At 39.3% G+C, this 25997-nt stretch carries 33 protein-coding genes, 1 tRNA gene, 1 pseudogene and 1 riboswitch; of the genes and pseudogenes, 14 read left to right on the top strand and 21 right to left on the bottom strand.

Annotated elements, in window-relative coordinates; genetic code table 11:
• Window positions 1-42: 42 nt before the first annotated feature.
• Both NST24_RS06065 and catA read right to left on the bottom strand, forming a co-directional pair.
• Window positions 43-534 (bottom strand): hypothetical protein, encoded by a 492-nt coding sequence (locus NST24_RS06065; protein WP_056407879.1) that lies wholly within the window; start codon window positions 532-534, stop codon window positions 43-45.
• Window positions 535-1043: 509 nt separating this feature from the next.
• The gene (catA, locus tag NST24_RS06060) at window positions 1044-1706 is read right to left on the bottom strand and encodes a type A chloramphenicol O-acetyltransferase (RefSeq protein WP_061418717.1); all 663 of its coding nucleotides are present in this window, start codon (window positions 1704-1706) and stop codon (window positions 1044-1046) included.
• A gap of 610 nt (window positions 1707-2316) precedes the next feature.
• Here catA and NST24_RS06055 point away from each other — a divergent pair.
• The gene (locus tag NST24_RS06055) at window positions 2317-2823 is read left to right on the top strand and encodes a hypothetical protein (protein ID WP_259254732.1); all 507 of its coding nucleotides are present in this window, start codon (window positions 2317-2319) and stop codon (window positions 2821-2823) included.
• Between the two features lie 46 nt (window positions 2824-2869).
• Window positions 2870-3058 carry a hypothetical protein gene (locus NST24_RS06050; RefSeq protein ID WP_045035248.1) on the top strand — a complete coding sequence of 63 codons (189 nt, stop codon included), beginning with the start codon at window positions 2870-2872 and terminating at the stop codon, window positions 3056-3058.
• Between the two features lie 543 nt (window positions 3059-3601).
• Here the strand turns inward: NST24_RS06050 and NST24_RS06045 are convergent.
• From NST24_RS06045 to NST24_RS06030, 4 genes and pseudogenes are all read right to left on the bottom strand, one after another.
• A complete protein-coding gene (locus tag NST24_RS06045; RefSeq protein ID WP_142154801.1) occupies window positions 3602-3763 on the bottom strand; it encodes a RapH phosphatase inhibitor in 162 nt (53 codons plus the stop codon).
• Window positions 3753-4871 (bottom strand): tetratricopeptide repeat protein, encoded by a 1119-nt coding sequence (locus NST24_RS06040; RefSeq protein WP_216894925.1) that lies wholly within the window; start codon window positions 4869-4871, stop codon window positions 3753-3755. The genes NST24_RS06045 and NST24_RS06040 overlap by 11 nt, the downstream gene beginning before the upstream one ends.
• A gap of 226 nt (window positions 4872-5097) precedes the next feature.
• A pseudogene (locus NST24_RS06035) lies at window positions 5098-5235 on the bottom strand (CatA-like O-acetyltransferase); the annotation flags it as partial.
• A gap of 127 nt (window positions 5236-5362) precedes the next feature.
• Window positions 5363-6193 carry a sialate O-acetylesterase gene (locus NST24_RS06030; RefSeq protein ID WP_216894923.1) on the bottom strand — a complete coding sequence of 277 codons (831 nt, stop codon included), beginning with the start codon at window positions 6191-6193 and terminating at the stop codon, window positions 5363-5365.
• Between the two features lie 250 nt (window positions 6194-6443).
• Between NST24_RS06030 and NST24_RS06025 the strand changes: the two genes are divergently transcribed.
• Both NST24_RS06025 and NST24_RS06020 read left to right on the top strand, forming a co-directional pair.
• Window positions 6444-6890 (top strand): MarR family transcriptional regulator, encoded by a 447-nt coding sequence (locus tag NST24_RS06025; RefSeq protein WP_047945567.1) that lies wholly within the window; start codon window positions 6444-6446, stop codon window positions 6888-6890.
• A gap of 32 nt (window positions 6891-6922) precedes the next feature.
• On the top strand, window positions 6923-7867 hold the full coding sequence (locus tag NST24_RS06020) for an acetyl-CoA carboxylase carboxyltransferase subunit alpha (protein ID WP_216894921.1): 945 nt from the start codon (window positions 6923-6925) through the stop codon (window positions 7865-7867).
• Between the two features lie 432 nt (window positions 7868-8299).
• Here NST24_RS06020 and NST24_RS06015 read toward each other — a convergent pair whose 3' ends face one another.
• Window positions 8300-8524: a hypothetical protein gene (locus NST24_RS06015; protein ID WP_017359644.1), complete on the bottom strand. Its 225-nt coding sequence runs from the start codon at window positions 8522-8524 to the stop codon at window positions 8300-8302.
• 504 nt (window positions 8525-9028) lie between these two features.
• Between NST24_RS06015 and NST24_RS06010 the strand changes: the two genes are divergently transcribed.
• On the top strand, window positions 9029-9247 hold the full coding sequence (locus NST24_RS06010) for a hypothetical protein (RefSeq protein WP_224563074.1): 219 nt from the start codon (window positions 9029-9031) through the stop codon (window positions 9245-9247).
• A gap of 748 nt (window positions 9248-9995) precedes the next feature.
• On the opposite strand, the gene NST24_RS06005 is transcribed toward NST24_RS06010, so the two are convergent.
• From NST24_RS06005 to NST24_RS05995, 3 genes are all read right to left on the bottom strand, one after another.
• Window positions 9996-10068: transfer RNA gene (locus NST24_RS06005), tRNA-Val, on the bottom strand.
• A gap of 128 nt (window positions 10069-10196) precedes the next feature.
• On the bottom strand, window positions 10197-11375 hold the full coding sequence (metC, locus tag NST24_RS06000; RefSeq protein ID WP_017359653.1) for a cystathionine beta-lyase: 1179 nt from the start codon (window positions 11373-11375) through the stop codon (window positions 10197-10199).
• Window positions 11372-12490, bottom strand: a complete 1119-nt coding sequence (locus NST24_RS05995) for a methionine biosynthesis PLP-dependent protein (protein ID WP_024720141.1) — start codon at window positions 12488-12490, stop codon at window positions 11372-11374. The genes metC and NST24_RS05995 overlap by 4 nt, the downstream gene beginning before the upstream one ends.
• 79 nt (window positions 12491-12569) lie before the next feature.
• Window positions 12570-12691: riboswitch (SAM riboswitch) on the bottom strand.
• Window positions 12692-12911: 220 nt separating this feature from the next.
• On the opposite strand from NST24_RS05995, the gene NST24_RS05990 reads away from it, so the two are divergent.
• Genes NST24_RS05990 through NST24_RS05980 form a run of 3 tightly spaced genes read left to right on the top strand, consistent with a single transcriptional unit; the run spans window position 12912 to window position 14661 of the window.
• Window positions 12912-13652 (top strand): esterase family protein, encoded by a 741-nt coding sequence (locus tag NST24_RS05990; protein WP_024720140.1) that lies wholly within the window; start codon window positions 12912-12914, stop codon window positions 13650-13652.
• Window positions 13653-13704: 52 nt separating this feature from the next.
• Complete coding sequence (locus NST24_RS05985) at window positions 13705-14220, top strand: YjcG family protein (protein ID WP_024720139.1); 516 nt, start codon at window positions 13705-13707, stop codon at window positions 14218-14220.
• A 6-nt stretch (window positions 14221-14226) separates the two neighbouring features.
• Window positions 14227-14661 carry a GNAT family N-acetyltransferase gene (locus NST24_RS05980; RefSeq protein ID WP_024720138.1) on the top strand — a complete coding sequence of 145 codons (435 nt, stop codon included), beginning with the start codon at window positions 14227-14229 and terminating at the stop codon, window positions 14659-14661.
• An 83-nt stretch (window positions 14662-14744) separates the two neighbouring features.
• Here the strand turns inward: NST24_RS05980 and NST24_RS05975 are convergent, their stop codons facing one another.
• Window positions 14745-15002, bottom strand: a complete 258-nt coding sequence (locus tag NST24_RS05975) for a hypothetical protein (RefSeq protein ID WP_008348414.1) — start codon at window positions 15000-15002, stop codon at window positions 14745-14747.
• A 126-nt stretch (window positions 15003-15128) separates the two neighbouring features.
• Here NST24_RS05975 and NST24_RS05970 point away from each other — a divergent pair, with 126 nt between their 5' ends.
• Complete coding sequence (locus tag NST24_RS05970; RefSeq protein ID WP_342462439.1) at window positions 15129-17438, top strand: ATP-dependent helicase; 2310 nt, start codon at window positions 15129-15131, stop codon at window positions 17436-17438.
• Window positions 17439-17454: 16 nt separating this feature from the next.
• Here NST24_RS05970 and NST24_RS05965 read toward each other — a convergent pair whose 3' ends face one another.
• From NST24_RS05965 to NST24_RS05945, 5 genes are all read right to left on the bottom strand, one after another.
• Window positions 17455-17712: a stage VI sporulation protein F gene (locus NST24_RS05965; RefSeq protein ID WP_008348417.1), complete on the bottom strand. Its 258-nt coding sequence runs from the start codon at window positions 17710-17712 to the stop codon at window positions 17455-17457.
• Between the two features lie 136 nt (window positions 17713-17848).
• Complete coding sequence (locus NST24_RS05960) at window positions 17849-17986, bottom strand: YjcZ family sporulation protein (RefSeq protein ID WP_008348419.1); 138 nt, start codon at window positions 17984-17986, stop codon at window positions 17849-17851.
• Between the two features lie 84 nt (window positions 17987-18070).
• The gene (locus NST24_RS05955; RefSeq protein WP_008348420.1) at window positions 18071-18292 is read right to left on the bottom strand and encodes a hypothetical protein; all 222 of its coding nucleotides are present in this window, start codon (window positions 18290-18292) and stop codon (window positions 18071-18073) included.
• Between the two features lie 84 nt (window positions 18293-18376).
• Entirely contained in the window at window positions 18377-18505 is a 129-nt protein-coding gene (locus tag NST24_RS05950) for a hypothetical protein (protein ID WP_008348422.1), read from the bottom strand.
• Window positions 18506-18576: 71 nt separating this feature from the next.
• Window positions 18577-18927 (bottom strand): DUF1360 domain-containing protein, encoded by a 351-nt coding sequence (locus tag NST24_RS05945; protein WP_035700339.1) that lies wholly within the window; start codon window positions 18925-18927, stop codon window positions 18577-18579.
• A 177-nt stretch (window positions 18928-19104) separates the two neighbouring features.
• Between NST24_RS05945 and NST24_RS05940 the strand changes: the two genes are divergently transcribed.
• The 5 genes from NST24_RS05940 (at window position 19105) to NST24_RS05920 (ending at window position 21740) form a co-directional block, all read left to right on the top strand.
• Window positions 19105-19491 carry a spore coat protein gene (locus NST24_RS05940; RefSeq protein ID WP_007498962.1) on the top strand — a complete coding sequence of 129 codons (387 nt, stop codon included), beginning with the start codon at window positions 19105-19107 and terminating at the stop codon, window positions 19489-19491.
• 44 nt (window positions 19492-19535) lie between these two features.
• Window positions 19536-19871 carry a hypothetical protein gene (locus NST24_RS05935; protein WP_035392394.1) on the top strand — a complete coding sequence of 112 codons (336 nt, stop codon included), beginning with the start codon at window positions 19536-19538 and terminating at the stop codon, window positions 19869-19871.
• A gap of 88 nt (window positions 19872-19959) precedes the next feature.
• A complete protein-coding gene (locus NST24_RS05930) occupies window positions 19960-20445 on the top strand; it encodes a spore coat protein (RefSeq protein WP_008348431.1) in 486 nt (161 codons plus the stop codon).
• A gap of 147 nt (window positions 20446-20592) precedes the next feature.
• Window positions 20593-21084, top strand: a complete 492-nt coding sequence (locus tag NST24_RS05925) for a CotY/CotZ family spore coat protein (RefSeq protein ID WP_008348432.1) — start codon at window positions 20593-20595, stop codon at window positions 21082-21084.
• Between the two features lie 212 nt (window positions 21085-21296).
• Window positions 21297-21740: a CotY/CotZ family spore coat protein gene (locus NST24_RS05920; RefSeq protein WP_008348434.1), complete on the top strand. Its 444-nt coding sequence runs from the start codon at window positions 21297-21299 to the stop codon at window positions 21738-21740.
• Between the two features lie 37 nt (window positions 21741-21777).
• Here NST24_RS05920 and NST24_RS05915 read toward each other — a convergent pair whose 3' ends face one another.
• The 5 genes from NST24_RS05915 to NST24_RS05895 form a co-directional block, all read right to left on the bottom strand.
• Window positions 21778-22353 carry a CotO family spore coat protein gene (locus NST24_RS05915; RefSeq protein WP_282746902.1) on the bottom strand — a complete coding sequence of 192 codons (576 nt, stop codon included), beginning with the start codon at window positions 22351-22353 and terminating at the stop codon, window positions 21778-21780.
• 113 nt (window positions 22354-22466) lie between these two features.
• Window positions 22467-23243 (bottom strand): enoyl-ACP reductase FabI, encoded by a 777-nt coding sequence (gene fabI, locus NST24_RS05910; RefSeq protein ID WP_003211867.1) that lies wholly within the window; start codon window positions 23241-23243, stop codon window positions 22467-22469.
• A gap of 149 nt (window positions 23244-23392) precedes the next feature.
• Window positions 23393-24199, bottom strand: a complete 807-nt coding sequence (gene thiD / locus NST24_RS05905) for a bifunctional hydroxymethylpyrimidine kinase/phosphomethylpyrimidine kinase (RefSeq protein WP_024720133.1) — start codon at window positions 24197-24199, stop codon at window positions 23393-23395.
• Window positions 24200-24216: 17 nt separating this feature from the next.
• Window positions 24217-25230, bottom strand: a complete 1014-nt coding sequence (locus NST24_RS05900) for a thiazole biosynthesis adenylyltransferase ThiF (RefSeq protein ID WP_024720132.1) — start codon at window positions 25228-25230, stop codon at window positions 24217-24219.
• Window positions 25227-25994 carry a thiazole synthase gene (locus NST24_RS05895; RefSeq protein ID WP_007498979.1) on the bottom strand — a complete coding sequence of 256 codons (768 nt, stop codon included), beginning with the start codon at window positions 25992-25994 and terminating at the stop codon, window positions 25227-25229. The genes NST24_RS05900 and NST24_RS05895 overlap by 4 nt, the downstream gene beginning before the upstream one ends.
• Window positions 25995-25997 lie beyond the last annotated feature (3 nt).

Genomic DNA, 25997 nt, shown 5'->3' with positions numbered 1-25997 from the left:
AAATGGTTATGAATAAAATTGTTCTATGTCTCATCATGTCTATTAAATTTTAAAAGTCTTTTGGCGACTAACAGTTTTATAACCACTATCTTTATATAAAGAGTTTCCAATCGCTTTACCTTTACATCCCCAGCCACCATCAACACCACCGGCAGCATTCGCTCCAGCATAATTTGATTTCTTCGCAGAATCGGTCTTGCTTTTAGAAAGTCCTCCATCTCCTCCATATAGTCGTGATTTTGCTTCTATATAATCAATTTTACCCTTTGACTTCGCTGTCGTTAACATGCTGTAGTTACATTGAAATATCTCGCCAATCAATCCACCAGTTTTTCTTAGTTTCCAATTCGTAACATAGTCAGCTTTTGCCGATTTTTTGTTAGTTGAATGCGATACAGAATCCGTTGAAGTATCCTCTGCAATTGTTATCCATTCAGTTTCATTTTTCTCAACAGTAGTTGCTGAAACAGTTGCAGGGAATATCGTGCTAGCTAAAAATATTGAAGACAGTAATAATGTATTGCTTTTTTTCATCATGTAAACCACCTTTATCAATTTTTAGAGTAAATACATATACATTTAATTCAATATAATGATTTTAAGATAGAGTGAGCATACATTTTTTCACATCCGACAAAATCACTGCTTTCTTCTATAAGAATCTGCCCGCCCTTTTTACAGTTTCAAAATATTCCATTACTCCGTAGTTCATCACCTATCATTAATTAATTTAGAAGCTTACATGACAAACACTCAGAATCATTTTTCAGGCCTACTACTCTTGAAGACAGTTTCAAGCTGAAAATTTCTATATCCCTATCCACACTCCATCCAAATACCTTTATATTACATTTATTATCACATAATGGAATTTACAAAACACCGAAAAGAAACCGCAAAAATAATTGAGAAACAAAACATGTTTGCCTTATTTGCAAACTAATAACTTCTTCATCACACAACAAATAAGCAGACTCGTTAAAGTCTGCTTTATGCTAACTTCTATAAACCATTGGAAACCTCTTGCAAATCACTCCTGACATTCAGGACATATCCAATGAGTCGTCTAACCACTCTTCACAATGTTCAATAAGCCACCTCAAATATTCCACATATTGACCGACATGATAGCCATCACAAACAGCATGATGGACTTGAATCGCGACTGGCAAGGTGATTTTTTCTTCTTTCATCTTAAATTGACCTAACGTAAATATTGGTAGTAAATAAGTTATATCTGTAGATACATTAAGGTTAAAAGAAGTAAAATCAATCCACGGCAGACTTGAAATATTGAACATGTTTTCTGGCATATGAGGTTTCGGAAATAGGTTATTACTTTTGCTGTAAGTGTCCATGTCCGCTACACAGCTTTTATAAAACCGAGCAAAGTTTTCGTCATAAGGCGTCCAAATACTTGAAAATGTCTTTGTTTCTTTATTTAAAATCGTATAACTAGGATGGAGAATCTCCCAGTAACCAAGTGCATCGTTCACTTGATCCATCCGAAATTCCGGTATTTTTTGCACAGCTCTTGCTAACAAATAAATTTGCACAGGATATACTTTTAGCCTTTTTTCTTTTAATATTGCATACAATTTCGTGATGTCTAGATCGATCACCAGACTATATGTGCATCGGGTTACCGTCATATAATGATGAAAGTGCTCTTTTCTCGGATAATTTTCATCTATTTGTTTAAACATTTTTTATCCCCTCCTGAATGTAATTGCTTGTATTCAGGAGGAAGCTTTATCTGTTTTTACCACCACAATCATCCTTTCAACCGGTAGGTTATGTTTCTGTCTACCACTACTCTAAGTTATAACGTTTTCATTCAATGGCTACCATAAGCTTAGCCTACGATAAAGCCTTCAGCAATTCTTCTTAAGTGATCTTGACTAACGTGAACTTTTCTAGTGCTCTATATCTTTCTCAGCTTACAAAGAAGATATAAAAATCCTGTAATTATTAACGATATACTGTATTCACTTCTATTTTTTCTGTAGAAGCTATTTATCCTCCTCTTCTTCTTTAATATTCCCCTCTGGTATTTCTTCGTTTTTAAGAGCAAAAAAGATATTCCTTTTTTATATTCTACGAATGATTTAAATTCTTTGCTAGTCATGTCTTTTCGTAATTAATATGTATATTGTACCATTCTATCCTATAACAAATAACCTATTTACTTCATTTATTTACAAATGATAACATTATTTAGAAAAGGAAGAATATTTCTAACAACTAAAACAATTATTGAATTATTAATTACGTTGAAAGCTTAATCTAAAAAATATTCCAAAGTAGGAGCTTATTATGGGAAAATCAAGTACTTCCAAAGGTTTAATATTATCAATGGTTGCAGGAATTTCTGTTTTTATACTCTCACCTTTTGCAGAAGCAAATGCATCTAAAGCTTTTGAGAAAGAACAGTTCTATTCTTATTCATTTGTAAAATCTTCTTTTGATCAAGCAAAAGAGCCTACAATAGATGAGATAACACAGTATTGGAATTTAAATGAAGTAGAAACAGAAAAGTTCAAAAAAGCAATTAAAGGAGCTCAATCAAAAACAAATGGAGAAGCTATTACACACGGTAAATTCACATGGGCTATAAAAGCAATAAAAGAAGCTTATGACCAATTACCTTCAAAACTGAAAGTAATGATAGGCGGTGTTACAGGGTTAGAAACAATTCTAATAACTATTGAGCATTATACAGGCACTCTTGAACATGGTATTTATTTAGGTGCTCTTAAAGTTACTGGAAGTGAAAATGCAGCATGGTGGGTTGCTAAAACCATCATGTTGTTCGTTTTTTAAAATGAACTAAAACACAATGCTGAAACAATAAGGAGGTGCTTGGTTAATGACACAGGAAAATAAAGCATCCAAAAGTTTGTTAATTACTTTACCCATCGCTATTATAGCTGTTGTCTTGATTTTAGGGAAAATTGATACACCTGTAACAAATATTTTATTTTATGTAGTAGCTTTCGGTGTAATGGGTTTAACTGTTTCAAGCTTAGTAAAAGACTACAAAAAAAAGAAAGATTGATTCTGTGCAGAGAGCCACTTTATGTAGCTCCCTGATTAAGAAAAACAGGTCAACGAACCACCACCTATTTTATTGTTAAATGGTGCACCTGTAAAAGTAGTGAGTGAAAGACTAGGATACAAAAGTATAAAAGTAACGCTTCAAACATATGCTCATGTACTAACTTCAACAGGCCAACAGATAGCTGATCAAATGGACGGCATTTTAAATTAACCACACTATATTTTCAGTGTGGTTTTTATTTTGGTAATGTTACCTTTTTCTTTTTGGTTTTAAAAATACAAAAGCCACTCTCGATTATCTCGAGAGTGGCTCTGTATCAACATCTATGATTCCGACTGGCTCGAACCAGCGAACTCTATCCTGTCAAGGTGAATGACCTCATCTGAAGCAAACAGACCTTCCCTGAAAAAGGCTGATTTAATAAGGTTCTATGATGAGCCTTTCTGATAAAAAATGTGCATTTCTGAAGAGAGCTGAAAGGGTTCGTCCCCAATCCGTCCCCATAAAAAACAGACCATGCAGGGTCTGTTTTAATTTTGCCTATACGTTTTGAGAAGTTGTGTTTCGATCGATCATAGTCGTGTTTCGATCGATTTTTTGTATTTGTATCGATGTTGTGTTTCGATCAGTTGCAATAGTGTACACTCCTGCAGCTGCAACCACTGTAAGAGCAATCATCGTAAAACCCTTCTTAAAACTCATACAAACAATCCCCTCTCTGAATTTTGAGTTGTGTTTCTAATACCTTTTGATAAGCAGCTGTTGCTTCTTCAAATTGACCTTTTTTCCCATACTCATCTGCATACACTATATAGCATGCCTCAGCGTAAGCGAAAAGCTGTTTCTGTTCTAGATACTGAAACACTTCGGCCAGCTGCTCCTCATTTATATTATTAACATAAACCGCTTCTAAGAAGGTAAATAGATTTTCATAAAGCTTATTAGGGGCTTCCTCAAGTATATTAGTTCCTTGTTTTAAAGATGCTTCTCCTTCTTTAAGTCTTCCTGCTTTAAATTGCGTACAGCTAATCGCAAAATACAATTTGGTAAGAAGCTCCGAATCATCATCTGCCTTTTGAATAGCCTTCTCAAAATAATTGATAGCTTCATCCCATTGACCGTCTCTATCAAATGTATGGCCAATGTTCAAAAATGCTTTAGTTAGGATTTTTTGATCTCCAATTTCCTCTGCAATTTTAATTGCATTCTTTAGATGAGGAATTGATTTATCATGTCGAGCCAAATCATCATAATTTCCTGCTATGACAAATAAACATTGAATTTTTCTTACTTTATACAGATCATATTGATCGTAGATTTCCAGAGCTTTTAAAATATGATGCATCGAAACGTGGGTTTGTTTCATAATATAATAAGCTTCAGCCACCTTGAAATGAAATTCAGCTTGTTCAATTTCATCTATAACTAGCGTAAGTTGTTTCTCCGCCATTTTATAGTATTGGATGGCCTGTACATATTCTTTTATACTGAACTCGTACATCCCACGAAAAAAAGCGTTGTAATACTGCAGCATGCCGGACAATTTATGATTGGAGTTTTCTATTTTATCAACTAAGTCTGCAATGGATAAAGAGCGTTGATCAGAGGGTTTAATATAATCAAGCATAAGCTGATGACGAAAGCACATCAATTGATAGTAAATCAGTAAATCCTGGTCTTCTTCCATTCGTTCAATTTCTTGTTCTACCTCAGCTTTCAAAATCTCTGCATCTGGAACACTAAATTGACGAATCATTTTATACCATTCATTTATTTTCACACCAACATGTGAAGAAAGAACCTTCTCCATCCCCTTACTCCCCTTCCACAAGATTGCCTTATATTACATTTATTATGACATACAGAAATTTACATGACACCGAAAAGAAACCGCAAAAAGAACCATTGTACATCAATAAACCTTTGGCACATGTCTTTATCATCACAAAACTAAAAGGCAGACTCATTTCAGTCTGCCTTCATCTTCTAGATTTCCATGAGAATACCTTTTGTCTTCAGGTAATTTGCATTGAATCTAGCCTTTTTTCTTTTAATATCGCATACAATTTCGTGATGTCTAGATCGATCACCAGACTATATGAGCATCGGGTTACCGTCATATAATGATGAAAGTGCTCTTTTCTCGGATAATTTTCATCTATTTGTTTAAACATTTTTTATCTCCTCCTGAATGTAATTTCTTGTATTCAGGAGGAAGCTTTATCTGTTTTTACCACCACAATCATCCTTTCAAAAGATATATCATGTTTCTGTCTATTCAAAGACTACCATGACCTTTACCTACGTTAAAGCCTGCAGCAACTCTTCGTAAGTTATCTTGCCCAACGTGAATTTTTCTAGTGCTATATATGTATTCTCCGCTGAGGTATTCATTCTATTATGACAGTCATTCACTAGCTCATGTTCATTTGGTAATGGTTCATGTATATGTTCTGTTTTTCGACATGCTTCATAGTATCTTATACCAAATATTCTTTGGGACAACGCATTAATGTGAATTCCGTCCGGATTAGGTATAAGGCCTTTCGCGGTAACATAATAACAATTTTCATGATGATTTGCATATTTTTGTAGTACCTCATTGATCAGTTGATATTCCACACATCCTGCGCCAAATGCTGTCTTTCCTAAGAAATCGCCCAAACCACCTATCACAAGCGGAATGTTAGGTACAGATAATTCAGTTCTTAGCTCATGAAATAATCTTCGTATTTTTTCATCGTATTCTTTGTATTTCCCATCTTGGCTGTCACTTTCTCCTTGATGCCATAATATCCCGGCCAATTCGCTATCTTCCTTTGCAAATGTAGCTTCATTTATTGCATGACGAAATAATGCCCCATCTCGTGACCACTCATCAATGGAACTGCCACCTTCGGCACATGGAATAAGACCAATTTTTTCTCCCTCATGATCCTTACACCAAGTCTCCGCGAAGGAAGCCGCCAGTCCTACACCAGCTACCGGCCTATCAAAATGAATCGGTTCAGTCATCATTTGCCACCTACCATTTCGCAACATCATGATTCTTTCATTATAAATTGGTGGCACTTCATGCTTAAAGCCTCGACCTGCCATATTAGATTGTCCAATTAGTAAAAATGACTTCATATTTTTCTCCCCCTCTCTTTATTTTTCATATTTTTGTTGAAAGAACAGTAAACAGCAATTACTTAGGGTAAGATCCTGATGCATCTATCAATCAGGTGGATCGACTATGATCAATCCACTTAAACCATTTTAACAAGAAGAAATCTCTTGTCCATGTTGTCATATGGGCTTACGTTAAACTTGTGAAAAAAACATATTCATGTATAATACAATTGATGTATCATACATGAATTTTAGGAGGGTGACCTTTTTGAAAAGAGAAGATGCCTTAAAACTAAGATCAGATATTAAGAAAATGATTATAATAACTGGGGTTTTTGAATCTCAAAATTTGCCCAATGGACCATTTGAAAAACCTCTACCAACTTCTCAAATGATGGCGTTAGAGGAAATAGAGATGGAAAAATTAACTGTTTGGCAACTATCCAATAAACTTAGATTAGAGACTTCAACTGTAAGTAGATTGGTAGATAAGTTAGTAAAAAAGGGACTTGTTTATCGTGAAGTAAATGAAGAAAACAGAAGAGAACTTTTTCTGCACCTCACAGAAAAAGGCCACATTACTGTTAATCGCTTAAGAGAACAATCCCTTACATTTTATCAACGTATCCTCAATAATTTATCAGAATCAGAACAAAAAATAGTTGTGGATGGTTTTGAATTATTTATTGATTCTATTTCTAAGTCTTTTGATTAGAGTGAGGTAAATCATACCCTTTGGAGGATAAAATGAGTTTGGATTTTGAACGTCCTATTATTGAACTAAAAGAGAAATTTGATGAATTAAAGAAAATGATGAAAGAACATAATGTAGATTTATCATCAGAAATCCATGTATTAGAAAAACGTTTAAATAAAATGCAAGATGAAATTTATTTTAATCTTACACCTTTTCAACGAGTTCAAATTGCAAGACTACGTAACCGGCCCACGACATTGGATTATATACCTTTATTGTTTACAAACTTTTTCGAACTTCATGGTGATCGATTATATGGCGATGATCAAGCAATGATAGGTGGTATTGCAAAATTTAAAGGGATGCCCGTTACGGTTATTGGTCATCAAAGAGGGAGAAGTACAAAGGAAAATATAGAAAGAAATTTTGGAATGGCACATCCAGAAGGATATAGAAAAGCGCTAAGACTGATGAAACAAGCTGATAAATTTAATCGCCCTATTATTACATTCATTGATACAATTGGCGCCTATCCAGGCAAAGGGTCTGAAGAACGTGGAATTTCTGAAGCGATAGCTCGAAATCTATTGGAAATGGCTACACTTAAAGTGCCAATTGTTTGTATTGTAATTGGAGAGGCATCAAGTGGTGGAGCTCTTGGTATTAGTGTCGGTAACCATATCCATATGTTAGAGTATTCATGGTACTCGGTCATTTCGCCAGAAGGAGCAGCATCTATCCTATGGAAGGATGCTAAGTATGCTCCAGAAGCTGCTGAACATATGAAAATTTCATCAAAAGATTTAAAGCATTTAGGAATTATTGATGAAATCATTCCTGAAATTAAGGGTGGAGCACAAAATGATATAAAATCACAAGCAAAATTGATTGAATCTGCAATCGAATCATCTCTTAAAAAATTGATACGATTATCCTCGGAAGAGCTTATACAACAGCGATATGAAAAGTATAGACAAATAGAGAATTATAAATGAAAATACTTAAAACCGTATTACATTTCTGAGGATTCTTACTAAAAAGTTCTAAATATTTTGTAAGTAACCTCTTAAACTTGATATGCTGATACTATTAAAAGTGTGTGATCGGTATGGAAAAGGGATTTTTTGATTCTAAAAATACTGAGAAACAATCTGGTGGATAAAGTTCGTCCCCAATTCGTCCCCAACCAAAAGAAAAAAAACAATAAACCCTTGCTAGGCAAGGGTTTCAACGATGATTCCGACTGGGCTCAAACCAGCGACCTCTACCCTGTCAAGGTAGATATGTAGAATCCTGTGATTATCACCGATATCCTCTATTCACTTATAAACCTTGATACATAAGCTTTCCTTACCCTTCTGTATCCTCTGGTGTTACTTCGTATTTTTTAAAAACCGAAAAAAATGTTACCTTTTTATACACCTGTTTTAAGCTTTATCACCATTAATATATTTCACTAACATAGCTGCTGCGTACATAAAGAATGCAGCGATTAAACCATTCACCATACTTCCAAAAACTACAATCAAAATCTGTCCTGCGTAATCTGTCCATGTTTTATCTGGAAATACAGCAATGTTCCATATACTCACCAGCATATAGAATCCAGTCACAACGATAAACGTCCAAACAACTAACTTTGATTTGAGCATTTAACGACAATCCTCCAATATCCATTTTCTTCTATGATAACATGAGTTCTTTTAAAATCCTCAATCAATTCACCCTGTTTAGACAAAGACGCTTCGGATGCACCAACAATCCTAATATTTTTATACGCCTGAAACGATGCTTTAATTTCATCATTAGTTGGCTCTCGCGTTCTAATTTCTTTAATTCTTTGTTTAGCCAAACTATAATAACAGTATAAAAGATCATCAATATAATTAATGTAACTGTTCCTTTCTTCCTTCACCTTCAGAGCCCTATAGACCTTCAGCTCCTTGATTAGAGCATTTCAACTTGCTTCTCATCAATCCCTGGTAATATACACAATTGTTCAGATTTCACCTTACCACTCCTTAAAAGTTCATATTGACATTTTCTTATAATCTATCTAACTCTAAAAACCGTTCATATTTTTACAAAACGCCCTTGATTTTATTATAAAAAATGGGATAATCAGGAATATCAAAATAAACAAGGGAGAGTTTTAAATGAGATTAAAAAAAGTTTTAACTTTTTCGGCATTATCCTTTGCTTTACTTGTTTCTGCATCTCCTGCATTCGCTTCAACTTCTAATGCAGACAGCAACATGAGTCAAAAGGTAATAACTCCTCAAGATGAGCTGAAAACTATTCATCTAAAAGCCAATACACAAAAAGAATCTATCAAATGTTTCGGTCTCTTTATTAAAAGATGCATAAAAGGGTGATGGTACTTGGACAGGCAAAATAGATAGGGGGGTGACCCTCCTATCATTTTTAATTAGCTAACTTTAAAATATATAGCCGCCTTCACTATGCCTATGTTAGTGATTTCAAGATTTTAATTCAACCTTGATAATTACTGTCTGTTGATGAGTTCCAAATACCTTTTGTTTGTTCCCATCTAAGAATATTAACATTGAAAAGTTGGTATTAGTCCGTTTACTTTTCCCCCCTTATGCTTATGTTTCCACCGTTTGTTACAAAATCAACCACTTTGAGAAAAACGTTTCTTTTTGTTACATGCGCTTATATGCAACTAAACGTTACGTTAGAATGTATTTATTAAAGGGTAGGCAACAATATATGGAAATAAACTTGGTATCTCAGCATATACAGCCTATGAATTAGGGACAAGAGAACCAGACCATAATACGTTAATAGCTATATCGAACATTTTAGATGTCTCGATTGATGTTCTTCCCAAAGGTAGAAACAACAAGTCGAATATTAAAAAGATCTCGAAACATTAATCGCTTCTCGAGATGGAGAAATTACAGAAGAAGAAGCTCGCGAATTATTAGAAATTAACCCTTAAAACACTGCAGAACACTTTAATCGTTTTGATCCTAAAGATACTGAGAAACAATCTGGTGGATAAAGTTCGTCCCCAATTCGTCCCCAAACAAAAGAAACAGAACAAACATTCGTTGTCAAAAAAAACAAAAAACCCTTGCTAGGCAAGGGTTTAAACGATGATTCCGACTGGGCTCGAACCAGCGACCTCTACCCTGTCAAGGTAGCGCTCTCCCAGCTGAGCTACGGAATCGGGTTATGTATCAGTTCTGGGCTTTCTGTTACTGACAGTCTCTATTATATAACCATCATGATCAGTAGTCAATGGTTTTGTTCAAAAAAGGCACAAAGCCGGTATCCATACCGGCTTTTCACTGACTTTTATGATTGGTTTACAAGAGCTGGCTTTAGTTGATCTAGTGCTTGTTTGAAGTCCCTTTTGAGGTCTTCTCCGTTTTCTACGCCCACACTTAATCGTAGTAAACCATCCGTAATGCCTCTTTTTTCTCTTTCTTCTTTTGGCATAGCGGCATGTGACATTTTAGCCGGATAGGAAAGAATGGATTCGACTGCTCCGAGGCTGACGGCGAATACAGGTAATGTGACGCCATCGACCAATTCTTTGACAGCCGCTTGGTTTTCTAGTTCAAATGAAAGAACAGCACCTGCACCGCTCGCCTGCTTCCGCTGAATGTCTGCCCCTGGGTGATCATCTAATCCTGGGTAATATACTTTTTTGACCGCAGGATGTTCTTTGAGGAATGAAGCCAGTTCTAATGCGGTTTGACTGGCTTTTTCTAATCTGACTTGAAGGGTCTTTAATCCTCTAAGCACAAGCCAGCAATCCTGTACGCCAAGTACCGCCCCGAAGGAGTTTTGCAGCGAATAAAGTTCGTCTCCTAGCTTCTCATCTTTCACCACGGCTAAGCCTGACAGTACATCACTGTGGCCGCTTAAAAATTTCGTTGCGCTGTGCAGCACAACGTCAACACCAAGGTCCAGCGGACGCTGAAGCGCAGGCGTTAAAAACGTATTATCTAAGAAAGTCAGACAGTCATGTTCTTTCGCAATCTGTACGACACCTTCAATATCCGTAATACCGAGTGTAGGGTTTGACGGTGTTTCCATGTAAATGACTTTTGTATTTGATTGAATGCCTTGTTTCACTTCATTCAAATTGGTCATGTCCACAAAGGTATGCTCAATCCCAAATCTTGAAAGAACTTGGGTGATCATTCGGAAAGTCCCGCCGTACACATCTCTTGTGACAAGGACATGATCTCCTTTTGATAATAGAAGAAAAGCGGTTGAAATGGCTGCCATACCTGACGCAAAGGCAAGCCCTCTCGTTCCTCCTTCTAGCGCTGCAATGGTATCCTCCAATGCCTGACGTGTAGGGGTGCCTGATCTGGAGTAGTCATATTGACCAAAGTCATCGAAGCTGCTTTGGTGAAACGTCGATGCATGTTGAATCGGTACACTGACTGCACCTGTTGAGCGGTCTGTTTTAAACGCATTATGAACGAGTTGTGTTTCGAGTGTCCAATCATGTGTGGTCATTTCGTGTGTACCTCCTCTTTCACATTTGATAGTGCCTGTTTCAGGTCTGCTTTTAGATCCTCCACATGCTCAATCCCGACTGAGAAACGGAGCAATTTGTTACACACACCGTTTGCGATGCGAATCTCTTCTGGGATGTCCATATGGGTTTGCGTTGCAGGATACGTAATGAAGCTTTCGACTCCGCCAAGGCTTTCAGCAAAACAAATCGTTTTCAGCTGCTTCAAAAATGGATTGACCCAGTCCTCTTTGGCTACTCGGAATGACAGCATGCCTCCCTTTCCTGGGTAAAGGACATCTTGAATTTCAGGCTGCTGCTTTAGAAAATCAGCTAATTCCTTCGCATTTGCCTCGTGCTGGCGCATTCTCAGCGCCAATGTTTTCATTCCTCTCATTAAAAGCCATGAGTCAAATGGAGATAAAACCGCCCCAATGGCGTTTTGATGCTGGAACATGTCTTCCGATAGCTTCTCTCCTTTTGTGACGACAAGTCCGGCAAGAACATCGTTATGTCCGCCTAAATATTTGGTGGCACTATGAATGACAATGTCCGCTCCGAGTGTAATCGGTTTTTGCAAGACGGGCGTATAAAAGGTGTTATCCACAATGACCAATGCACCGTGTTCTTTTGCGATTTTCGCAACCTGTTGAATATCCGCTTCCTGCATGAGTGGGTTTGTTGGCGTTTCAATAAAGACGGCTTTTGTATTTGGCGTCATTTTAGAGCGTAAACAGTCTTCATCTGAAAAATCATCATAAACAAAACGCAGTCCGTACTTTTTCCATTCGTTTTCAAATAGACGGTATGTACCGCCATATAAATCTGATGAAACAATGAGTTCATCCCCGCTCTCAAACAGCGCCATGATCGTTTGGATGGCAGCCATTCCCGAACTGAAGGCAAAACCGGCCGTTCCTTCTTCGAGTGAAGCAATCGCATCTTCTACAAGCTGCCTTGTTGGGTTTTTCGTCCGAATATAATCAAATCCTGTTGATTCCCCAATGCCTCTATGTCTGTAAGCTGTTGAAAGATAAACGGGAGGACTGACAGTACCAGTCACCTCTTCGCTGCGGTTTCCAATTTGCGCTAACTTCGTTTCCACATGTTCTGTCATTTGACACCATCCTAAGTAAAAATCTAATTTCAAAACAGAAAAACCCCTTCTTCATAAGAAGAAGGGGTTTAATCGCTTCCTCTTATCTTCCAAGCAAAAAAGCTGCTTGCTGGATTTAGCACCTTGGTACATCACATGAAGTGATGCATACCGGTTGCTGAGGTTTCAAAGGGCCAGTCCCTCCACCTCTCACGATAAGAATGTGTTGTCTGTCTGTTCTAATTCTTAATACTGTAACGCATTAAACCTCATTTTTCAAGGGGAAATGTAACGATTAATTAAAATTTTCTGTATTTTGTAGCAGTTTGGATGTCAGCCAATTTGATTGCATGTTAGCATATAGGAACAACGCTGTTTTTCGTGTTACAATGAATGGAAACGTTTCACTTATGATGAATTTGGTTAGCTGGAGGAATGGATTATGGTGAAGAAAACAGGCATCATTCAAGAAGAAACCTTACAGTCAAAAGAACTTGGGGCAGATATGACCATTTTGATTTATTTGCCAGTCAATTACTCCCCCCTTTATACATATCATGTCATCATTGCACAAGATGGTCATGATTATTTCCGTCTAGGTAAAATAGGCAGACAAGCGGAAGAATTAATGCAAAACAAAGAAATGGAACGCTCGATTATCATTGGTGTCCCATATGAAAATGTGACTGAAAGGCGAAATACGTATCATCCAGACGGACCAAAGTTCGAGGCGTATAAACGCTTTTTGGCAAATGAACTAGTTCCGTATATTGATGAACACTATCCAACGTATCAAGTTGGATCAGGTCGTACATTTATTGGTGATTCATTAGGTGCTACGATCTCACTTATGACAGCCATTGATTATCCTTCGTTATTTGGCGGATTGATTTTGCAGTCTCCTTACGTGGATGAGTCGGTCCTGCAAGCAGTCAAACAGTCATCATCCCTTGCTCATTATGCCATTATCCATCAAATCGGGATAGAAGAAACAGCTGTGAAAACGACAGATGGGCAAGTGCTTGACTTTATTCAGCCGAACGAAGAATTAAAGGTCCTTTTGGAGAAGTCCGGTGCGGATTATTTATTTGAGACATTCGAAGGCGATCATAAATGGACGTTTTGGCAGCCGCTCATTTCACCTTCGTTAAAAAGAATGCTCCCATATTCGTTAATCAACTGAATTTTGTTATAATAAAAAATAATAAATACTTTCTTAATCAGGAGGGAACATGATGAAATACGGAGTTGTTTTATTTCCATCAAAAAAATTGCAAGATATTGCGAACTCTTATCGGAAACGTTATGATCCGAACTATGCACTCATACCACCTCATTTAACATTAAGAACACCTTTTGAATTAACGGATCTAGAAGCAGCTGAGGTCGTCTCCACCTTGCGAGAGTACGCAAAAAATGCTTCTCCTATTACGTTACGTATTAAAAAATTCAGTTCATTCGCTCCTGTAAACAACGTGATTTATATGAAAGTAGAACCGAACGAAGAATTAATGACTCTCAATGAGAAGTTGTACACTGATCCGCTTGCTGGTACACCTGAATATGCATTTGTTCCGCATGTGACAGTGGCTCAAAAGTTATCAGACGATGAGCATTCAGACGTTCTAGGCACATTGAAGCTCAGAAAAATTGACCACGAGGAAACGGTTGACCGCTTCCACCTTTTATATCAATTAGAGAACGGTTCTTGGACCGTTTATGAAACATTTATCTTAGGAGAAGAGGGTTAAAGACATTTGAATACAGTCATCGTAAAAGAACAAACACAACGAGAAGATGCTTATTATGTTCGAAAAGAAGTTTTCGTAAAAGAACAAGAAGTCCCGTTAGAGATCGAAATTGATGAACTTGAGGACGACGCCATTCACTTTGTCATTTATAATGATGACAACAAACCACAAGCTGCTGCTAGACTGCGCATAATTGAAGGTCATAAGGCAAAGCTTGAACGAATTTGTGTATTAAAAGAGGCGCGCTCTTTCGGTCTTGGCCACCAGCTTTTAGAAGCACTTGAGTCTGAAGCGATGGCAAACGGAGCGAAAGAAGCTGTCATGCATGCACAAGTCCAAGCTCTTCCTTTCTACGAAAAGAAAGGCTACAAAGCCATTTCAGAACCGTTTGAAGAAGCAGGGATTACACATGTCAAAATGACAAAAACACTATCCGTTTAACGAAAATAAAAAGCCAGGGCATCATGGATGCTCTGGCTTTTTATTGATTCCATCTCGTTCGCTCAGGAAGAAAGCGCAGTCATTTAGACGTAAGTATTGATATGAACGCCCTTACCTTCTTCCATAAACATATCTCGTACAAAGCGTTCCCGCTTTTTTTGCTGTACTTTCGTTTCCGCTTCTGTCACTAAGTCCTCTTTTTTCTCCAGCTCTCTGTATACCTTGTCATGAAAGGTGCGGGTGACCTTCGTCACTTTCGCATAGTCTTCTTTATCCTGAGGAGCAGGACGATTGATATATTGAAAATACAGATCCGGCTGAATCGGGGCTATATATCCCATCAAGAACGCCTCCTTTGCTTCTCTTCTACTCTACTATTCCCTAATTATGACTGTTTGAAACACGCCTCATTTGATATGATTAGATGTGTTTCTTTTTAAGATTGATTGACTATTGGAGGACTAGCTTTGAAATGCGCACGACGACATGATCGAACGATCTCATTACATACATATTCGAGAGAACACTATCAATTCCTCCATGATGAGGGGAAAAAAGGGCATTTATCTTGCCCATATTGCGGACAACCCGTCTTTTTTAGATTAAATATACATGAAGAACCTGCCTTTATCCATAAGCAAATATCTCAGCAAGAGATTTGCGAAAAAAGAGAACAACAAGAGGAAAAGAAACCGGCTGAACAAGAGGAACATGCATCCTACAAAGAACTTGGCGGCTTTCGCTTTCCAACCGGCAAACAGATCATCTCACAAACAGAAGAATCGGATGACTGGCAGGAACCACGATCCATTCAATTTGGCGAAACCTTTCATTTAGAAAAGAATGAAGAAGTGCATACCATTGACCTCTTTCCACACATCACCTTTAGCGCACCGCAGCTTCAAGCAGTCACACACAAAGACGGTCCGATGCTTGTGCTAGCTGGCGCCGGCAGCGGGAAAACAAGGGTACTGACAGCAAGAGCTGCTTATCTGATGTCGCACCATCAAATCCCCGCTCACCATATCCTGCTCGTGACCTTCACCACAAAAGCAAGCAGTGAAATGAAAGAAAGACTGCGTATGCAGTATCAGCTTCATCCTTCACAGGCGAGCCAAGTTGTGACAGGCACATTCCACAGTTTATTTTATAAAATGCTGCTTCACGATGATCGGGGCAAATGGAACGGACAGCATTTGATTAAATTCGACTGGCAAAAAGAGCAGTATATTCGCAAAGCGATCATGAATGAAGGACTTGATGAAAAAGACTATCCAACCGATCAAGTGCTGCAATCAATCGGCTATTGGAAAAATGCTTTTTTACCAAACGAACTTCCTGAGCTGAAAGATGAAAAGGAAAAGCAAATGTGGACAATCTATCAATCATACGAACAGCAAAAGCGTGAAAATCAACAATTTGACTTTGATGACATGGCGATTGCCTGTTTACACATGCTGAATAAGCAGCCTGAATTGCTCAAACAATATCAAGAACGATTCAAGTATATTTTAGTAGATGAATTTCAAGATATTAATCCCGTACAATATCAATTAATCCAGCTTTTAGCTGGAGAATCCGAGCAGCTATTTTGTGTAGGCGATGATGATCAAGCCATCTATGCATTTAGAGGAAGCAATCCTGCTTTTATTCTTGACTTCAAACAGGACTATCCTTCGGCCGAGATCGTCCATTTACATGCAAATTACCGCTCTCATCATACGATTGTCGCAAGTGCTGACGCCATTATTAAGAAGAATCAGCATCGTTACGAGAAAACGTTAAAAGCCGTACGCGTGGAGAAAATTCCGCCGACTCTTTTTTATCCATATGACGAGGAAGAGGAAGCGACCATGATCGTAGCAGATATTCAGGAGAAAATTAAAAACGGTGCAAAACCGAATGACTTTTGCGTGCTGTTTAGAACGAATACAGGAGGCCGTGCGATTTATGAACGTCTTCATCAATCGGCGATTCCGTATCAAACCGATGCTGGCGTAAAAGCCTTTTATAGCAGAAGAATTGTTCGGGTGCTGCTCGCTTTTCTTTCGCTAAGTCAGGATGCAGATGATGTCGCCGCAATGAAGCTGCTGCTGCCCGTTTTCTTTTTAAAGCAGCAAACACTGAATACCATGAAGGCGCTGACCATTACGGAAGATTGTTCTATGGTAGAGGCACTTGGAAAGCTAACAGACATTCAGCCGTTTCAGCGCAAAAAACTGCAATCGATCGTTCCCCTGTTTCGAACGTTAAAATCGTTAAAGCCATCTGAAGCTGTAGCGTTTATTGAACAAAGGATGGGACTTGGTGATTATTTAAAAAAACGCGTGAATGATACGAATGTGCTTGAAAAAGGAACAGATGATGTACGAGATGTGAAAACAGCGGCGAAACGTTTTGAAACAATTGAAGCCTTCCTCGCTCATGCCGAACATATGAAATCTGCTGAAAAGGAAAAATCAGATGAACCAGGCGTTCAGCTCATGACGATCCACCGTGCGAAGGGACTAGAATTCCAAACAGTGTACATCACGAGTGTGGTTGATGGGGCGCTCCCTCATGACTTTGCACTTGATGAGCTGAGAAACGGTGATGAAGAAGCCATTGAAGAGGAGCGACGCTTATTATACGTTGCCATGACGAGAGCTGAACAATCCCTTTATCTATCAGTTCCTTCATATAGAAGAGGAAAAACTGCTCATCGTTCCCGCTTTTTGTACCCTCTTTTAAAGAAACATCGTGAAGGTTTTACCCAAAAACAACAGGCCCCCCTTTAAATGGAGAGCCTGTTGTTTATTTTTTGTTGTTCATCATTTTAGCGATTGTATTAAAATCAAGCTTTTCTTTTCCACTTGTAATCGATTGAACGATTTTGTCTTCCATTTCTTTAGGTACACGTTTGTTTGCAAGCTGCGCTACTTTTTTAATGACACCTCGAACGGTATTCTCATCTTTAAAGTTCGCGTTTTGCAAAGAACCTGCAAGCTTAAAGACATCATTCATATTTACACCTGTTTTATTTTCCACACTTTTAAAGAACTTATTATCCATTCCTTTGCCTCCTCTTTGTGGAGTAATCACCTTACTATATGAAAATAGGCGAGATATGTGCCTATCCTGCTGCCTTGTTAGCAAAGAGAAAGGAAAGCAAAAGGCTTCCCTATTGCTTCCCTCACCTTCTTACTGTTTAGTTAAAGAAAGAAGCACCAACGATGATTAGAAGAATGAAAAGCACGACGACAAGAACAAAAGTTGAACCATAACCGCCGCCGTAGCCGCCGCCATAACCTCCGCAATAACCGCCACCGTAACCGTAACAACTCATATTTAAGCACCTCCTCTTCTCCCTTACAAAATATGAAAAATACATGAAATGGTTTGGACGATCACATAAAAAAGTGCGGAATTTTTATTTCTGCTGTTTAAAGACGTAATCTGCCTCTCCATGACGGATCATGAATGCTTCTGTTTCTTTCGCAAAAGTATCCATTTTCTCGCCAAATGCTTTTAAGTGCTCTTCAAGATCCTTCGCTTTATTCGCTAGATCCATTTCAGCTTTTTCGTGCGCTTGCTCTTTCCCATCATGGGGTTTAGTGAACAAGGAACCGATTAATTGTTCGAATGCATCCATTCTGGTCACCCCTTCTCTCTTACATATGCATCACCCAAAAAAAGGGCAACAAAAAAACCGGATAAATCCGGCTTTTGTTTTTCCCTATTGAGGTTTCTTTTTCTTCCCGCAGCCGCAGCCAGTCTTCTTGATTTTCTTCGTATATACAGATTGTTGATTTGACTGCGCTGGATACCCTTGAAGCATATGTGACGGTGTTTCAGTTGGTTTCATCGCAACCCTTCCTTTCCTATTCCATGTTAGTATATGCATTTTCTTTAAGCGTGTCTGATCAGAATGCCTGTTTATTTCACAAGCTTCGACACGACTGCTTCAATCAAGCCTGCTGCTGCGGCAATCGCTAATAGTAAATTAAGCCACATGCTGATGACAGGAAAAAATATGTATATCAGTAGTAAAGCAGCAGTGCACCACATACCCGTACACCAATAACAGCTTAACAGCTCTCCTATCCAAGATCGCAGTCCCTTCCCCTTAATGACGATATAGGTCTCGACTTCACCTTGTTCGTTTACCTCTTCTTGCTCTTCATGAAATAGACGGCGAAAGGGGGCTGTAATCGTATCAAACACGATCAATCTCGTCAGCCTAAAGGATGCGAGGGCAAATATAGCAAATGACAAAGCGCCGCTCATGGAACATCCACCTCCTTCATTCTTCTTTTTCCGTCCTTTCTTTATATATGCAAAAAGAAAGACCGCCATGATGAATCGGGTGCAAATAAAATTGGGTTGTACTTTTTCATGCTTTCCGATTCCACCTTGAGCCTCTGCTGCATTAAATAATGTATAGATAAGAAAGGAGTGAAAGTATTGTCTATTGAAGAAAGTGCTGATTTATTATACACACAACTGTTGAACGAATTAATCAGCAATTATGATGATTTCATCGAGATCAAGGATTCCGAAAATGTCACGATTCATAAAACAGATGTAACAGCCGCACTCTCCCTTCAAGCGACCGTAACGACAATCATTACTCTTTTAATTCAAATTCTTGTACCAGATGATGAATTGGCTGCAGACATCACAGAACAGCTTTTAGCTGCACAACAAGTGACAGTTCAAAAGAAAACAGTGATTCAAATCATCAATTGTTATAACGTCACGATTACATTATCTGATGCATCCATTATGAACTCCGTACAAATTCTCACTCAAACACTGAATGTACTTTTAGTTGAAGCCGGCATTCTTTGACCCTTTCTTTTTCTAACATCACGTATGAAAGAGGTGAAATAATCGTGGCTGAAGAGAACGAAAAAAAGGAGTTTCAAATCAACACTGATGTTGATCCATTAACAAGCCTTCTTGTGAGTGATATTTTAAACAAAAATAATGTCACAGATGATCAGAAAGCAAACCTTTCAGAAGATCAAAGAAGGATGATTTTGAAGCTGGTTCAGGATTTACAAAAGAAAGCAGATGATTTCGTACAGCAGCAGCAGGAGAAAAAGCGTCAGGCAGAGGCAGCAAAACATGCAGAAGAGGTCGAGCCTGAACCACAAGTGCGCCCTAAACGAAATTCACTTCGAGAACGTATCCAGCAGCGTCGTCAAGCGCAGCAAAATAACGATTAAATAAAAATGGGTTGCCTGCTAGGATAAATGCCCGAGACAAAACCAATCATTCCAGCATTTAATAAAGTAAACGGAAGGAGGAAAAGAAATGGATTCTAAACCATACTCTTGGGTCGCTCTAGATCGCAACTGTACACATCACGGCGATTACCATCATAACTACGAAAGAAAAGCAGTTTGTGACGGCCACTATTATGATGATGAAGATGTTTTACAAGACTTTGATCAAGTGAGTGTAACAAAGCAGACATCTGAGGAAGTCATTATCGTTAGAGATTCTTGTGACATTAACGTCTCTTCTGTTGATGCACAGGTTGCAGCATCTATCCAAGCAGCTGTTCAAACAGCGATCATCACCATTACAAACATCTCAATCGCTGATGGTGACCTAGCTGACCGCGTCACTCAAGATCTATTGCAAGCAGCTAGCCACAAACAAACAAATCGCCAGAAACTTGTTATCGAAAACTCTAGAAACGTTACAGTCTCTACAATCGATGCAGACATCTCTATTGCCATCCAAACGCTTACACAGACACTTGTTGCGACGATCGTTGCAATTGGTATCCTCTAATGTACAAAAGCAGAGCGAAAAGCTCTGCTTTTCCTTTTTCTAAAAATACAACAAAGATAAATAGTCATTTACCCACACCAACTAGAGGGCGCATACATATGTTGTTAAGGACTAAAGTCAAATACCTTGTTAAAGGAGCTGAAATCCATGAGCTGCGGAAAACACCATGGCCGACATGATGAAAACTGTGTATGCGATGCGGTTGATAAGATTTTAGCAGAGCAGGAAGCTGTAGAAGATAAATGTCCTACGAGCTGCTACAGTAATTTATTAAGCCCGACAGTTTCTGGAAAAGATACGATTCCGTTTTTACTTTTTGATAAAAAGGGCGGATTGTTCTCTACTTTCGGAAACATTGGAGGATTTGTTGACGATTGCCAATGCTTCGAATCCATTTTCTTCCGGGTTGAAAAATTGCATGACTGCTGTGCCACATTATCTGTGTTAAGACCTGTTGATGTACACGGACATACGCTAAGCGTTTGTCACCCTTGCGATCCTGACTTCTTTGGTTTAGAAAAAGCGGACTTTTGTATCGAAGTTGATTTGAACTGTTTCTGCGCGATCCAATGTTTAAATCCAGAACTTGTCGACAGAGTCATGCCAACAAAAGATAAAAAGCATCATCACCACGGCTAAACCAATCGCCCGCTCATCTAACTTGTCATAAGTCAAAGCATCCCCTTCCTCACGAGTGACAACCAATCATGCGGAGCAGTCAGCAAAAGGCGGCCGCTTCCGCATTGATTGACATTAGATGCATCAACCGGCGAGACACGTAATAAAGCTTATAGATGATGATGACAGTGCTCAAACACTCAAACAAATTTCCTTGTATAGGAGGGTTGAATATGAGCCGCAAACATTCATGGAACTGTGTAGCAGAGGCTGTTGAAAACATAAACGACTTACAAAATGCCGTCGAAGAGGATTGCCCAACCAGCTGTTACAGCAATCTCCTTTCTCCATCACATTCATTAGGTGACACTGTCCCGTTTGTTCTATTTACCTCAAAATCAAAACCATTCGTCGCATTCGGAAACGTCGGAGAAGTAGATGCTGGCCCTTGCTTCAGCACTGCATTTTTCAGAGTCGAACACATCTCTGATCACTGCGCAACACTCAGCTTGCTTATTGCATTTGACAAAGATCGTCATATTTTAGATTTTACAGATAAAGATTCCGTATGTGATGTGTTCCGTTTAGAAAAATCAAAATATTGCATTGAAGTAGACCTTGACTGCTTCTGCGCAATCGAGTGCTTAAATCCAAGACTCATCAACCGTAGCTGCTAACAAAAAAAGTCCCGTTATGGGACTTTTTTTATGTTCATTAAAAACCAAGTGGATGAATAGAAGAAATATCACCAATCGCTAATTCCACTGGATTACCGCCGCCTGCCGTGCGGATGACGACCATATTGTCTTTTCTCTCCATGATGATTCCTCTGTATGTTTTTCCATCGGCTTCAATGAGGCAAAGCGCTCTCGGCATATTATGCGGCAGACTTGTAAGAAAATCGACTTTCTCCTCGATATTCATTTGGCTTAACGGCTTCTTCACTCGTTTTCTTCTTGGTTCTTCTTTTGTTTCATGAAATACGCCTTCTGGCTGTTTTTCTTGTTCTTGTACTGGCTCTCGATTTTGTGAATTATCTTTTTCTTGATTGATCTCCCGCTCTTGCTGTAGCGCAGGCGGCTCTTCTTTTTTCTGCTTTACTTCCTGTGATACAGGATCTTGCACGCTCTCTTCAATTGCATCCTCTTTGGCACTTTTTTTGGTTTCTGAAGGTTTTTCTGACTTCTTGCGCTTTCTCACAATATTTTGCATGGCCGGCGCTGATTCATCATAGCTCGGCTGAACAATATACATAAGCGGCTTTTGATTCTCATCACCTTTATTTGACATACTGATCCCTCCCGAATGATTCATTCCTTATATATATGAGAGGACACCCCAAATCAGAAGAAAAATAAAAAACAGCATACCAGTGATTGGTATGCTGCAAATCATTTATTCGTTTAGCGGGCAATGATATGGAAGCCAGAATCAACATGAAGATTCTCACCTGTCATGCCGCGCGATAAATCACTGAATAAGAATAGTGCTGTATCGCCAACTTCTTCAGGAGTCGTTGTACGGCGAAGCGGTGCACGCTCTTCAATATCCTTCAGGATCGTATTAAAGCCGCTGATTCCTTTTGCAGATAACGTACGAATTGGACCAGCAGAAATGCTGTTCACACGGATGCCTTCCGCTCCAAGATCAGCTGCTAAGTATTTCACACTTGCTTCAAGGGCTGCTTTTGCTACACCCATGACATTGTAGTTAGAGACAACGCGCTCTCCGCCTAGGTAAGTAAGTGTGACAATGCTTCCGCCTTCTGTCATGAGCGGACGTGCTGCTTTTGCTACAGCTGTTAGTGAATAGGCACTAATGTTGTGCGCTAAAAGGAAACCTTCACGGTTCGTGTTCAAATATTCACCGACAAGCTCTTCTTTGTTCGCAAATGCAATCGCATGTGCAACACCATGGATGACTTGTACTTTTTCTTTAATCGTTGCAAAACATTTTTCGATTTCTTCATCACTTGTCACATCACAAGGAAGAATAATGGAATCATCACGCTCTAGCGTGCTTGCTAGCTCTTTCACTGATTCTGCCAGACGATCTCCAACATAAGTAAAAATCAAACGAGCTCCTGCTTCGTGAAGTGAACGAGCAATTCCCCAAGCGATGCTTCGTTTATTGGCAACACCCATCACCACAATATTACGGCCTTCTAAAGAAAAGTTCATATGTATTAAAGCCTCCTATTTTTTCAAGACATAGTATTAGTACCTGATCATAATCTTATCACAAATCATGAGATATTGACAATTTCCCCTGAAAGAAAGTTTTTATTTCAGAAAAAAGACCGTCCTCACAAGTGAAGACAGTCTTCTTTTTATGCTTTGACTCTGTTTTGCTGATAAGCAAAGTGGTTAGTCGGTCCGTGCCCAGCGCCAATATTCAGAGGAAATTTGATCGCCTCATGGACAAAGGTTTCTGCCGTTTCAAAGGCTTCCTTCATGGAACGACCTTTTGCTATTTCTGCCGTTAATGCCGCTGCAAATGTACAGCCTGTTCCGTGTGTATGTGGTGTATCAATATGTTCATTACTGAGTTCAAAAAAGCTTTTTCCATCGTACAAAAGATCTGTAATGAGGCCGTCTGAAGGGCTATGACCTCCTTTGATCACAACATAGGACGTGCCAAGCTCATAAAGTCGTTCTGCTGCTCTATGGCGATCGTCTTTTGTCTGAATGCGCATGCCTGTCAGCACTTCTGCCTCAGGGAGATTCGGTGTGACTGCATAACTGACAGGTAGTAACTGTGTTTTCATAGCAGAGACCGCATCTTCATTTAATAAAGAAGCGCCGCCTTTGGCAATCATGACTGGATCGACAATTAGTTTCAAGTCATATTGCTTCGTCTTTTCAGCAACGACACTGATCATGTCGGCACTCCACAGCATCCCTGTTTTAGCGGCATCTGGCAACAAGTCTTCTGCTACTGCATCAATTTGACTTTCGAGCGCCTCAATAGACAGTGGGTAAATACCGTGAACACCAAGTGTGTTTTGAGCTGTAATGGCCGTAATGGCGGACATTCCGTACACACCAAGCTCCTGAAAGGTTTTCAAATCTGCTTGAATACCTGCTCCACCACCAGAATCAGTACCTGCGATGGTTAATGCTTTTTTAATCGTCATGTCATCTCACCCTCTCATTAGCCAATCCATTGATGATAAATCGTTCTCGCTTTCGCAATATCATTTGTCCCATGTACAAGCGCTCTGCCATCTTTGAATAAAACGAGCTTGTACTCATCCTTCTGACACGAAAGCAAATAAGGATTTTCCAGCACATCCATTCCTGCTTTCTTTAGCTGACGGGCTACTTCATGCAGCGCCGGGGGTGCCCCTAGTGCACTGCGAATTTGTACGGTATTTCGTCCACATAATACATCTGCTTTTGCTCTTTGATCATATGAGAGAAATGGGTATGTCTTAAGACCGCAGCTTGGACATTGTTTCTTTTTTAAAGACGTAACGGATCGAATATCAGATCGCTCGTTTGTCCATAAATCAAACGATCTTAATACCGGCGTGATGTGGTGTCCTGTTAAAAGCTTCAGTGCATCCGCCACTTGATAGGCCGCAACCTGCTGCACAACTGGACTAATAATTCCTGCTGTATCACATGTCATGCCTTGTGCAGGTAAATGCTCAAGTAGGCAGTGTAAACATGGTGTTTCACCAGGGATCACTGTGAATTGAATACCGTAGCTTGCTACACAGGCTCCGTAAAGGAACGGAATTTGATGTTTGACGGCTGCATCGTTCGCAATCATTCTGACCTCAAAATTATCCGCTGCATCCACGATGATGGATGCCCCGCTGACGTACTCATCAATATTTTGAGCGGTCACGTCAATGACGATTCCTCTCACATGAACGTCACTGTTCACCTGCTTGAGTCTTTTCTCAGCAGCCACAGCCTTTGGCAGCCGATCAAGAACATCTTGTTCTGTGTATAGCTGCTGACGCTGCAGGTTGCTCCATTCGATATAATCTCTATCCAAAATGGTGACAGATCCTACGCCGGCACGGACGAGCATTTCAGCACTCGCTGTTCCAAGTGCCCCAGCCCCAATAATGACGGCCTTTGAGGCATGTAGCCGTTTTTGCCCTTCCTCTCCAATAGGCCTAAAAAGCTCTTGGCGTGAATAACGTGTGCTCAAAATGCTGGCATTCCTTCCTGCGGACTGCTGGCTGTTCCATAGTTTTTGAGTGGAATACGGCCTGCCTCGAACCCGAGTCTTCCAGATTCAATCGCCAGTTTCATCGCTTTAGCCATTTTCACAGGGTCCTTTGCGCCAGACACGGCTGTATTCAGTAATACAGCATCAGCGCCCAATTCCATCGCATAAGCAGCATCCTTCGGAGAACCAACACCCGCATCAATAATAACTGGCACCTTTGCCTGTTCGATAATAAACGATAGATTCAGAGGGTTTAAAAGCCCTTGACCTGATCCAATTGGAGAAGCACCTGGCATAATGGCATGGACACCAAGTTCTTCTAATTTCCTTGCCAACACCACATCATCTGACGTATATGGCAGCACGATAAAACCTTCTTCTAATAACATTTCAGATGCTTTTAACGTTTCGACTGGATCTGGCAGAAGAGACCTTGAACAGCCAATAACTTCTACTTTGATCATGTCACACAGTCCAGAAGCTTTCGCTAAACGGGCAATCCGCACCGCTTCTTCCGCTGTACTTGCCCCGGCAGTATTTGGCAGCAATGTATAGGCTGATAAATCGAGCTGCTCTAAAAAATTGGGCTGGGATGGTTCAAATATGTTCATTCTTCGCACAGCAAAGGTCAAAATTTCAGCTTCTGATACGTTGACCGCCTCTTTTTGAACTTCAAATGATGGATACTTTCCGGTCCCTAGTAATAGTCTTGATGTAAATGTTTTTCCGCCAATGCGCAGCATGTT

The sequence above is a fragment of the Bacillus sp. FSL R5-0286 genome (assembly GCF_038593245.1).
Classification (GTDB): domain Bacteria; phylum Bacillota; class Bacilli; order Bacillales; family Bacillaceae; genus Bacillus; species Bacillus altitudinis.
Note: the sequence above shows the minus strand (reverse complement) of the source record. Positions and strands in the feature narration are given on the sequence as shown.